The sequence below is a fragment of the Brachybacterium phenoliresistens genome (assembly GCF_000576425.1).
GTDB classification, from domain to species: Bacteria; Actinomycetota; Actinomycetes; order Actinomycetales; family Dermabacteraceae; genus Brachybacterium; species Brachybacterium phenoliresistens.
Genome location: NZ_KK070007.1, coordinates 45783 through 56194, shown reverse-complemented (window position 1 = coordinate 56194; position 10412 = coordinate 45783). Strand labels below are relative to the sequence as shown.

Annotated in this window: 8 protein-coding genes; 2 read left to right on the top strand and 6 right to left on the bottom strand. The window is 74.4% G+C overall.

Going from position 1 to position 10412, the window contains the following annotated elements; all coding sequences use genetic code 11:
* Positions 1-55 precede the first annotated feature (55 nt).
* The 6 genes from BF93_RS17110 to BF93_RS17085 all read right to left on the bottom strand — a co-directional run bounded on the left by BF93_RS17110 (position 56) and on the right by BF93_RS17085 (position 7803).
* A complete protein-coding gene (locus BF93_RS17110) occupies positions 56-2077 on the bottom strand; it encodes a glycoside hydrolase family 127 protein (protein ID WP_051487146.1) in 2022 nt (673 codons plus the stop codon).
* A gap of 152 nt (positions 2078-2229) precedes the next feature.
* Positions 2230-3240, bottom strand: a complete 1011-nt coding sequence (locus BF93_RS17105; RefSeq protein WP_038374312.1) for a LacI family DNA-binding transcriptional regulator — start codon at positions 3238-3240, stop codon at positions 2230-2232.
* Positions 3228-4466: a LacI family DNA-binding transcriptional regulator gene (locus BF93_RS19890; RefSeq protein ID WP_232226484.1), complete on the bottom strand. Its 1239-nt coding sequence runs from the start codon at positions 4464-4466 to the stop codon at positions 3228-3230. The genes BF93_RS17105 and BF93_RS19890 overlap by 13 nt, the downstream gene beginning before the upstream one ends.
* Positions 4467-4566: 100 nt before the next feature.
* The gene (locus BF93_RS17095) at positions 4567-6189 is read right to left on the bottom strand and encodes an ABC transporter permease (RefSeq protein WP_038374311.1); all 1623 of its coding nucleotides are present in this window, start codon (positions 6187-6189) and stop codon (positions 4567-4569) included.
* On the bottom strand, positions 6186-7109 hold the full coding sequence (locus BF93_RS17090; RefSeq protein ID WP_038374310.1) for an ABC transporter ATP-binding protein: 924 nt from the start codon (positions 7107-7109) through the stop codon (positions 6186-6188). The genes BF93_RS17095 and BF93_RS17090 overlap by 4 nt, the downstream gene beginning before the upstream one ends.
* 34 nt (positions 7110-7143) lie before the next feature.
* The gene (locus tag BF93_RS17085) at positions 7144-7803 is read right to left on the bottom strand and encodes a TetR/AcrR family transcriptional regulator (RefSeq protein ID WP_038374308.1); all 660 of its coding nucleotides are present in this window, start codon (positions 7801-7803) and stop codon (positions 7144-7146) included.
* 392 nt (positions 7804-8195) lie between these two features.
* On the opposite strand from BF93_RS17085, the gene BF93_RS17080 reads away from it, so the two are divergent.
* Together BF93_RS17080 and BF93_RS17075 are read left to right on the top strand one after the other, a co-directional pair.
* On the top strand, positions 8196-9425 hold the full coding sequence (locus tag BF93_RS17080) for an ABC transporter substrate-binding protein (protein WP_038374346.1): 1230 nt from the start codon (positions 8196-8198) through the stop codon (positions 9423-9425).
* A gap of 13 nt (positions 9426-9438) precedes the next feature.
* Entirely contained in the window at positions 9439-10407 is a 969-nt protein-coding gene (locus BF93_RS17075) for a carbohydrate ABC transporter permease (RefSeq protein WP_038374306.1), read from the top strand.
* The last annotated feature ends 5 nt before the right edge of the window (positions 10408-10412 follow it).

The window sequence follows — 10412 nt, the reverse complement described above, 5'->3', positions numbered from 1 at the left end:
GCCGGTCCCGGCGGGCTGTCAGGCCGGCGGCGGGGTGCCGCCGCCGGCGAGGCGGTCAGTCGGCGGTGGGGATCCAGATGCGCATCGCGCCGGGGCCCCGGTTGCCCCAGGTCGCGAAGGGGACGGCGGTGACGGTGGCGGACTCGCCGGCCGCGCCGCCGGCCGGGGCCGAGGTGCTGCGGATCAGCGGCCCCCGGTCGGCGTGGACCTGCACGGGGATGCGCAGGGCCGGGGCGCCGGGAGCCGCCGCCCGGGTCTCGCCCTCGCCGGTCTCGGCGGCGGACTGCGGCCGGGCGTCGGCGGGGGCCTCCTGGACCTGCGCGCCGCGCGCGACGGCGACGTCGTCGACCTCGAGGCCGTGGGGCATGTCGACCTGCTCGAGGCAGTAGACGATCGGCCCGCGCTCGAGGGCGAGGCAGCCGCGGGTGGCGTCGACCCGCGGGTGGTTCGCGGTCCAGCGGGGGGTCATGTCCAGGCTGATGCGGGCCGAGCGCGCCTCGCCGGCCTCGAGCTCCACGTACTCCCCGGTGACCTCCTGCGATCGGCCGTCGTCCGTGGTGACCTCTGCGGTGCCCGCCCAGCCGGGGATGCGCACGGCGATCCGGGCCCCGGGGGCGAGCTCGCCGTCCAGGCGCAGCTGGACGGTGCCCTCGGCGGGGTACCGGGTGTCCACGTGCAGCGTGCCCGAGCCGATCTGCGCGGGCAGGTCGATCTGCGCCGCGGCCAGCTGCAGCACCTCGAGCGCGGGGCCCTCGCCGTCGCGGGCGGGGCGCACGGCGGCGACGTAGCTGCTGATCTGCGCGACCAGGCGGGCGATGTTCGGCGGGCAGCAGGCGCAGGAGTACCACTCCTGGCGCTCGGCCGGGGCGTTCTCCTCGGAGAAGCGGTCGGGGCGGCGCTGCATGGGGTTGGAGTAGAAGAACCGGCGCCCGGTCCCGTCCACGGAGGCGGCGAGCGCGTTGTGGATCTCGCGCTCGATGACGTCGGCGTGGCGGGGGTCGTGCTCGGCGAGGCTCAGGCGCCAGGTCCAGTGGAGATCGGCGATGGTCGCGCAGGTCTCGGCGTAGGCGCGGTCGCTGGGCAGCTCGTAGTCGTTGCCGAAGGACTCGTCGCGGTGGCGGGAGCCGAAGGCGCCCGAGAGGTACATCTTGCGCTCGTGGACGCGGTCCCACTGCTCGCGCATCACCGCGGCGAGGGAGTCCTCGCCGGTCTCGAGCACGAGGTCGGTGACGCCGGCGTTGAGGTACAGCTGGCGCACGGCGTGGCCGATGGGGTCCACCGCCTCGCGCACCGGCAGATGGTCCTGGAAGTAGTGGTGGCCGAAGCCCTCGTTCGGGAGCAGGTCGCGGCCGCGCTGGTCCACGAAGTGCTGGGCCAGGCGCAGGAACCGCTCCTGGCCGGTGTGGCGGTACAGCTCCACCAGGGCCGTCTCGATCTCGGGGTGGCCGTCGATCCCGTCCTCGCGGCCGGGGCCGAAGCGGCGGTCCAGCAGGTCGACCATGCGGATGGCGGCCTCGAGCAGGTCGGAGCGGCCGGCGGCGCGGTCCAGGGCGATGGCGGCCTGCAGCCAGTGGCCCAGCACGTACATCTCATGGACCCAGTGCAGCTCGGCGAACTTCTTCTCGGGGTGCACGCCCTGGATCCAGGTGTGGAGGTAGCCCGAGGGCTCCTGCACCCGCTGGACCAGGTCGATCATCTCGTCGAGCCAGGCGTCGTGCGCGGACGTCCCGCTGCGGCCGATCTCCCAGGCCACCGCCTCGATGACCTTGAACAGATCCGAGTCGGCGAAGACGAAGCCGCGGTGCGGGGCGCCGGACTCGCCGATCACGCGGCGGAAGTTGTCGATCACGCCGGAGGTCTCCAGCTGGGCGATGCAGTGCGGGATCGTCGCGGCGGCGTTGAGCTCCTGCCAGGCGCCGAGCGCCCCGGCCGGATCCAGGCGGACGGAGCGCAGATCCAGCGGCAGCCGGCGCTGCTCGGGGCGTGCGGCGCGCGGCACGGCAGGGGCGACGCGGGGTGCGGCGGCGGTCGCCGGGGCGGCGGCGGGCGCGGGGGCTGCTTCGGGCAGAGCGGTCAACGGTGACTCCTCGTGTCGTGGACGCCGTCATCCTGGGCCATCCGATTAAGCGTTGTCAATAGTGGACACAACGATGGAATGGCGGACGAGGGGTCGGTGACGTCCTGGTGCTGCGTCGGTGCGCCGTCAGCCGCGGGTCGAGACGCGGACGATCAGCCGAGGGTCGAGGCGCGGACGATCAGCCGCGGGGGCGCGGAGACGCGCACGGCCGGGGCCGTGGATCCCTCCAGGCGCGCGACGAGCAGCTCGACCGCGAGCTCGGCCATCTGCTGCACGCCGGGGTCGACGCTGGTCAGCGGCGGGCTGGTGAAGGCGACCTCCACCGTGTCGTCGAAGCCGGTGATCGCGACGTCCTCGGGCACGCGCAGCCCGGCGCGGGAGATGGCGCGCAGCGCGCCGACCGCGACCGCGTCGTTGACGCAGACGGCCGCGTCGAAGCGGGTGCCCGAGCGCAGCAGGCCCACCATCGCGTCCAGGCCGGAGCCCCGGCGGTCCCAGTCCGCGCCCTCGATGAGCAGGTCCGGGTCGACGTCGAGCCCGAACTCGGCCAGGGCCGTGCGGTATCCGGTGAAGCGTGGCGAGCCCGGGTCGGGGATCCACGGGTCCGCGACGTAGGCGACGCGCCGCCGCCCCTGCTCGAGGACATGGCGGACGGCCGCCCGCATGCCCTCCTCCTCGCCCATCACGACGCAGTCGATGCCCTCGGTGGGCGCGCTGCCGACCTGCACGACCGGCAGGCCCGGCGCCTCCCCGAGCATCTCGGCGGAGAGGAAGTGGGGGCACACGAGCATGCCGTCGACGTCGCGGGTGGTGCGGCCCAGGACGGCGTCCCGCTCCGCCTCGGCGTCATGGGCCAGGCGCAGCGTGGTGGTCATGCCCCGCTCCTCGAGGGCGAGGATCAGCGTCTGCGCCATGTAGGCGAAGTAGGGGTTGTACAGGTACGGGACCATGATGGCGATGCGCCCCGAGCTGCCGGCGGCCAGGCCCCGCGCCGCGGCGGAGGGCACGTAGCCCAGCTCGTCGGCGGCCTGCCGGACGGCGGCGCGGGTCGCCTCCGAGACGCGGATCGTCCCGCCGCTGCGCGCCCCGCGCAGCACATGGGAGGCGGTGGCGGTGGAGACGCGCGCCCGGGCGGCGACGTCGGCGAGCCTCACCCGAGCCATGGCGCCTCCTCGGGTCCTCGGTCCGCCGCGGCAGCGGGATCGGGAGCGGGGCTCGGGCCGGAGCCGGAGCCGGGCCCGAGGTCGGGGTCGATCCCGGCGGCGCCGCCGACGGCGCCCGTCGGGCCGATGCCGCCCAGCCCCAGCGTCGACTCGCGGCGCAGGATCCGCGCGCGCAGCACGATGCGCCGGGCCGGGGAGCGGTCGCCGTCCAGCCGGGCCCGGACCTGCTCCACCACGTGCCGGGCCAGGGACGGCAGCCCGAGATCGATGGTGGTCAGGGTGGGGGTGGTGAACTGGCCGTCGTCGATGTTGCCGTGGCCGGTGACGGCGATGCGGCCGGGCACGGCGATGCCCCGCTCGTGCAGCAGGGACAGCGCGCCGATGGCCAGCTCGTCCTCGGCGCAGACCAGGGCGTCGGAGGCCGGGGCCGCGGCCAGGGCCTGTGCGGCCAGCTCGCGCCCCGCGGCGCGGTCGGCGGTGTGCGAGGGGCGCAGCACGGGGGCGTCGGCGAAGGCGCGGGAGAGGGCGCGGGTGAAGCCGTCGGCCGCACCGGCCTCGCGGCCCAGGATCACCACCCGGGAGCGGCCGACGGTGCGCAGGTGGTGGTGGACGGCCCGGGCCGATGCGTCGGAGTCGGTGTCGACGCTGTCCAGGGAGGCAGCGGCGGCGCCGTCGCGCGGCGTGCGGGAACCGCCGGTCGCGCCGGCTGCGTTTCCGGCGGGCTCGTCGGCCGCGTCCCGGGCGGGCCCATCGGCCGCCGCTTCCGGGGGCGCATCGGCCCAGGCCTGCTCGAGGGATTCGGCGGCGCGCACCAGCACGACGGGGTGCGCGGGGTCCAGGGAGGCGGGGTCGATCCCGGCGGGCAGGGCGCCCACGTGCACGACCGCGTCGAAGGAGGCGCCGCAGGCGTCCAGCGTGCGGCGCACCCGCTCGGCGCGGCCGTGGGACGGTTCGATCGCCACCCGCAGCCCCTGGCGCTCGGCCTCGCTCACCAGGGCCTGGGCGAGGTGCGAGGCGGAGGAGGTGCGCAGGTCGGGGACCGACAGGGCGATCAGCCCGGTCCGCCCCGTGCGCAGGGACCGGGCGTGGGTGTTGGGGCGCCAGCCGAGCTCGGCGATGGCGCGCTCGACCTTCTCGCGGACCTCGGCGCTGGTGTTCGGGTGCCCGTTGACCACGCGGCTGACCGATTTCAGCGAGACGCCTGCGCGGGAGGCGACCTCCTTCATCGTCGGCACGTGGCCCTCCTGACCTGCCGCGTGCCGTTCCTGACCGCGGGTCTCTCGCGGGAGGATACCGCGAGAGACCCGCCGGAGGTGATTCGGGGCGTCAGGATCCGGTGACCACGGCGCGGCGACGGAAGCCGAGCAGGGCCAGGACCAGCAGGACCACCACCACGGCCGCCATCGCGAGCGCGCCGCCGGCCGCGGGATCCTCCGTGTAGGGCGCGGCCACCCAGTGGAACGGCGAGATGCCCAGCGCCCACTCCGGGAGGTCCAGCAGGACGCCGAACATGCCGGTCACGAAGGTCGCCGCGACGAGCAGCCAGCTCAGGCCCGCCCAGCGCGGCGCCCAGCCGTACAGCGCCGCCGCGAGCGCCCCGAAGACGAGGGTGGCCGGGGCCTGCGTGGCGAGCACGCCCAGGTGGTCGGCGAGGCTCGGCTCCTCGAGGCCGACGGCCACCGTGCCCAGCCACAGCGCGGCGATCGACAGGGCCAGCAGCCCCAGCGAGCCGCCCAGGGCGAGCACCAGCTGCGCGCCCAGCCAGCGGCCGCGCCCGACAGGGCCGGCGAGGGTGAGCTCGAGGGTGCCGGCGGACTCCTCGCCGCGCGGGCCGCCCTGGGCGGCGACGATCCCGTAGACCGCCGCGCACAGCGCGACGAAGAGCATCATCACGCCGAGGAACGCGCTGCTCATGCCCGTCGGGTCGGTGCCGAACAGGGCGCCGAGGGCGGCGTTCCCGGCGACGAGATCCGCGGCCATGTCCTCGAGCATGCTCATGAGCGTGCCGGTGGCGAACCACATCAGGCCCATGCCCACGGCGCACCAGGCGAGCACGCCGCGCTGCTGGCGCCAGGCCAGGGCCAGCGGTCCGCGCAGACCCTGCGGCGCCCGCGCCGGTCCCGGGCGGGCGGCGAGCAGCCCCTGGCCGAGGTCCCGCCGCGCGGCGAGCGCATCGGCCGCGAGCACCAGCACGAGCCCGAGCGCCGGGGCCAGCAGGATCGGCCACCAGCGCAGGTCGACGTAGGCGCGCATCTGCTGCGCCCAGGCGATGGGGGAGAACCACGACAGGGCGGAGCCCTCGAGGCGGATCATGTCCCCGGCCGCGCGCACCGCGATCGCGAGGCCGAGCGCGGCCAGGGACAGCCCGAGCGTGCCGCGACCGGTCGCGGCGAGCTGGCCGGCGACCAGGGCGACGGCGCCGAAGACCAGGGCGACCAGGGCGCTGCCGCCGGCCAGGGCGAGGGCATCGGGCAGGGAGCGCTCGTCCGCGGCGGCGAAGGTCGCCAGCGCGCACAGCGCCGTGATCACGGCCAGGTGCAGGGCCAGGGTGGTCAGCGCGGCGGCGGCGGGGGCGAGGCGGCCGATGGCCCCGGCGCGGACGAGCTCGGCCCGGCCGCTCTCCTCCTCCGCGCGGGAGTGGCGCACCATGTGCAGGATCGCCATCAGCGAGAGCGCGCCGACCATCCACAGGGTGCCCTCGTTGGCGACGGCGACCATCGGCGTGTAGTGGTCCACCCCGTAGCCGGGGCCGCCCATGACGATCCCGGCGGGGGTGCGCATGACCTGGGCGCGGGCGGCCAGGGCGGGGGCGTCGAAGACGGTGCTCAGGGCGACCGAGAAGTAGGCGATGAAGGCGGTCATCGAGGCGGCCCACACGCTCATGCGCACGCGGTCGCGGCTCAGGATGAAGCGGACCAGCTGCCCCGTCCCGGCCAGGGCGCCGCTCATCGCGCGGCCTCGCTCTCGAGCGCGGCGAGGTCGTCGCCGTAGTGGCGCATGAACAGGTCCTCGAGCGAGGGCGGCGTGGCGGCGAGGGTGACCACGCCGGCTCCGGTCAGCGCGGGCAGCACCGCGCCCATGGCGGCGTCGTCCACGTCGACGGTCACTCGGGTGCCCTCGGCGGTGTCCTCGGTGCGGGGGTCGTGGACGCCGTCCTGCGCGAGCACGGCGGTGGGATCCCCGGTCACCACCGCGGTCACCCGGGTGCGGGTGAGGTGGCGCAGGTCCGCGAGGGTGCCGGCCTCGACGACGCGGCCCGCGCGGATGATGGTGACGGTGTCGCAGAGCTTCTCGACCTCGGAGAGGATGTGGCTGCTGAGCAGGACGGATCGGCCCTGGTCGCGCAGCGCGCGCACCTCGTCGGTGAACACGGCCTCCATCAGCGGGTCCAGCCCCGAGGTCGGTTCGTCCAGGACGTACAGCTCGGCGTCGGAGGCCAGCGCCGCCACCAGGGCGACCTTCTGCCGGTTGCCCTTGGAGTAGGTGCGGGCCTTCTTGTGCGGGTCCAGCTCGAAGCGCTCGATGAGCTCGTCGCGCCGGCGCCGGTCCGCCGTGCCGCGCAGGCGGCCCAGGTAGTCGATGATCTCCCCGCCGGTCAGTCCCGGCCACAGCGCGACGTCGCCGGGGACGTAGGCGAGACGGCGGTGCAGGGGGACGGCATCGGCCCAGGGGTCCCCGCCGAAGAGGCGGACGCTCCCGGAGTCGGCGCGCAGCAGCCCCAGCAGCACGCGGATGGTGGTGGACTTCCCGGCGCCGTTGGGGCCGAGGAAGCCGCGGACCTCGCCGGGGGCGACGGACAGGTCCAGCTGGTCGAGGGCGGTGGTGCGGCCGAAGGTCTTGGTCAGGCCGCGGATGTCGATGACGCTCATGGTGGTCTCCTGGAGGACGGTGGGGGCGCCGGGGTCACGGCTCCGGCGCGGGCTCGGGGCGGCCCTCCGGCGGGTCGGAGAGGTAGAGCAGGTACTCCTCGAGGATGCTGCCGTCGGTGAAGAAGCCCTGCGTGTACAGCTCGAGCATGGGCGGGGTGATCTCGTGGTGCATGCGGTCCAGCAGGGCGGCGGGATCCTCGCGCCCGGAGCCGTCGGCGAGCATCGTGGACAGCAGCACCGCGCCGAGTCCGCTGATCGTGAGGAAGCGGGCGCGGGCGCGCTCGTCGCGGGAGGGGCGGGCGATGCCGCGCTCGACGGCCAGGGCGATGTAGCGCTCGGCGTCCTCGACCATGTGGTCCAGGAACGCGCGGGCGGTGGGGCCTCCGCTGCGCACCGACTGGAGGATGTAGCGGATCAGCAGCGCCTGCTCCTGGTCGCCCGGGGCGTGGCTGAGGAAGGAGCGCTGCGCGGCGTCGCGCACGTTCTGCTCCTTGATCTCCACGATCCGCGCGAGGATCTCCGCGTCGCAGGCCTCGTGCAGACCGGCCTTGGATCCGAAGCGCTTGACCAGCAGGGCGGCGCTGACCCCGGCGTCCTCCGCGATGGCGCGCAGGGTCGCGGCCTCGCCGTCGAGGGCGAAGCGCGAGATCGCCGACTGCAGGATCGGATCCGCGTCCGATGCCTCCGGTGCCATGGCGTCCTCCTCCGATCGGGGCCCGCGGCGTGAACACGTGTTCACGCCTCTGGGGATGATCGTAAACGCGTGTTCACGCCCTGGCAAGCGGGAGCTCCCGGGCGGGGTCGGGGGAGGGGTGAGGGGCCGAGGATTGATTCGAATCGACGCCGCGACCTGCGAACTCGCCCCGTCCTCTTGCGTCCGGCGACGGAAGCGCCCATGATGGGTCCGGATCCGGCTGACGGGCGCGCATGCCGATGCCGACGCGCAGCACCGACGTCCGGACCGACGCCCCCATCACCGACACGACCCGCCTGAGCGTCGACATCATCGATTCGAATCGACACGCCAGGCTTCCGACCCTCGCGACCGACCGACCCTCGGCGACCCGACACGAGAGCAGGACACCGATGTCTCGCACCCCCACCCTCACCCGCCGCGCGCTCGGCGCCCTCGCGGCCCCGGGCCTGCTGGCCCTGTCCGGCTGCGGGGGCGGCTCCGCCCCCACCGACCCCACCGACCTGCGCATCGTCGACTACTACAGCACCCCTGCGGACGACGAGGCGATCGAGTCGACCTTCGCCGCCTGCGCCGAGCAGCTGGGCCTGACCTTCCGCCGCGAGAAGGTCCCCGGCGACCAGCTCATCGCGAAGGTCCTCCAGATGGGCTCCTCGCGGACGATGCCGGACATCCTCATGCTCGACAACCCCGACCTCCAGCAGGTCGCGGCCTCCGGCGCCCTGGTCCCGCTCGAGGACCACGGCATCTACACCGACGGGTTCACCGACCAGGTCGCGGAGCTGGGCCGCTACGAGGGCACGCTCTACGGCGTCGCGCCCACCGTCAACACCATCGCCCTGTTCTGCAACACCGCCCTGCTCGAGGCCGCCGGGGTCGCCCCGCCCACCACCTGGGACGAGCTGCGCGAGGCCGCCCGCGCCCTCACCGGCGACGGGGTCTACGGCCTGGCCTTCTCCGCCATCGCCACCTACGAGGGGACCTGGCAGTTCCTGCCGTTCATGTGGTCCAACGGCGGGGACGAGACCGCGATCGCCGAGCCCGGCACCACCGAGGCCTCGGCCCTCTGGGCGGAGTTCGTCGCCGAGGGCACCGCCTCGCGCGGCGTCGTCAACTGGGGCCAGGGAGACGTCATGGATCAGTTCAAGGCCGGCAGCGCCGCCATGGTCGTCAACGGCCCCTGGAACATCGCCGGGCTGAAGGCCGACGTCCCTGACCTGCCCTGGGAGGTCGTGACCATCCCCGTGCCGACCGCCGGCGACGACTCCGTGGCCCCGCTGGGCGGAGAGGTGTGGACCGTCCCCGTCACCGGCGACGAGGAGAAGCAGAAGAACGCCGCCGCGCTGCTGAAGCTGTTCCTGTCCCCGCAGAACCAGATGGCCATGGGCACCGCCCGCGGCACCATCCCCGGCGACGCGGCCGCCGCCGAGGAGTTCGCCGCCGCCAGCCCCGACCTGTCCACCTTCGTCCAGCAGGTCGCCACCGCCCGCTCCCGCACCGCGCAGCTGGGGCCCGACTGGCCGCGCACCGCCAAGGCGATCTACACCGCCAACCAGCAGGTCCTCGTCGACGGCACCGACCCGGCCCGCGCCTTCGCCGAGGCCGCCCGGACCGTGGACTGAGGAAGGAGAGACCATGACCACCACCGCATCCACCGTCCCCGGCGTCCCGGCCCCGGTCGCGACCGAGGGGTCCGCCCCCGCCCGCCGGCGCCGCCGCGGCGCCGACCAGGCGCTCGTGCGCTACCTGTTCGTCGCGCCCGCCGCCGTGTACGTCCTGGCCTTCTTCGGCTACCCGATCGTGAAGAACCTCGTGATGGGCTTCCAGGCCTACGACTTCACGACCTTCTTCACCGGGCACGCGCCGTTCATCGGCCTGGAGAACTACACCGCCACCCTCACCGACCCCATCTTCCTGCGGGCCCTGCGCAACACCGGCCTGTTCACCATCGGCTCGATCATCGGCCAGTTCGTGATCGGCATGGGCCTGTCGCTGTACTTCCGGCGCCGCTTCCCGCTGTCCGGGGCGCTGCGCTCGATGCTGCTGCTGCCCTGGCTGCTGCCGATGATCGCCTCCGCCGCCGTGTGGCGCTGGATCCTCGAGCAGGACCACGGCGTCCTGAACCGGGTGCTGACGGGCATCGGCCTGATCCAGGAGTCCATCGGCTGGCTCACCACCTCCGACACGGCGCTGATCTCCGTGATCATGGTGAACATCTGGCTGGGCATCCCCTTCAACGTGGCCCTGCTCTACAGCGGGCTGCAGGCGATCCCCGAGGAGCTGTACGAGGCCGGCCAGCTCGACGGCGCCACCGGCTGGAAGTCCTTCCGGCACATCACGCTGCCGATGCTGCGGCCCGTGGTCGGCGTGGTCCTGCTGCTGGGGGTCATCTACACCATCAAGGTGCTGGACCTGATCCTGGGCCTGACCGGCGGCGGGCCCGCGAACGCCACCCAGACCCTGGCCACCCGCTCCTACGAGATGTCCTTCATCGAGTTCGACTTCGGCCGCGGCGCGGCGCTGAGCAACATCCTCATCGTCATCGCCCTCCTGTTCACCGTCGTCCACCTGCGCGCGGGCGCCCGCGCCGCCGAGAAGGGATGAGCGCC

What these genes read in the sequence shown, in the direction of transcription:
- BF93_RS17105 (WP_038374312.1), bottom strand. Translation starts at nt 3,240, where the DNA reads ATGGCTCGGGTGAGGCTCGCCGACGTCGCCGCCCGGGCGCGCGTCTCC.
- BF93_RS19890 (WP_232226484.1), bottom strand. Translation starts at nt 4,466, where the DNA reads ATGAAGGAGGTCGCCTCCCGCGCAGGCGTCTCGCTGAAATCGGTCAGC.
- BF93_RS17095 (WP_038374311.1), bottom strand. Translation starts at nt 6,189, where the DNA reads ATGAGCGGCGCCCTGGCCGGGACGGGGCAGCTGGTCCGCTTCATCCTG.
- BF93_RS17090 (WP_038374310.1), bottom strand. Translation starts at nt 7,109, where the DNA reads ATGAGCGTCATCGACATCCGCGGCCTGACCAAGACCTTCGGCCGCACC.
- BF93_RS17085 (WP_038374308.1), bottom strand. Translation starts at nt 7,803, where the DNA reads ATGGCACCGGAGGCATCGGACGCGGATCCGATCCTGCAGTCGGCGATC.
- BF93_RS17080 (WP_038374346.1), top strand. Translation starts at nt 8,196, where the DNA reads ATGTCTCGCACCCCCACCCTCACCCGCCGCGCGCTCGGCGCCCTCGCG.
- BF93_RS17075 (WP_038374306.1), top strand. Translation starts at nt 9,439, where the DNA reads ATGACCACCACCGCATCCACCGTCCCCGGCGTCCCGGCCCCGGTCGCG.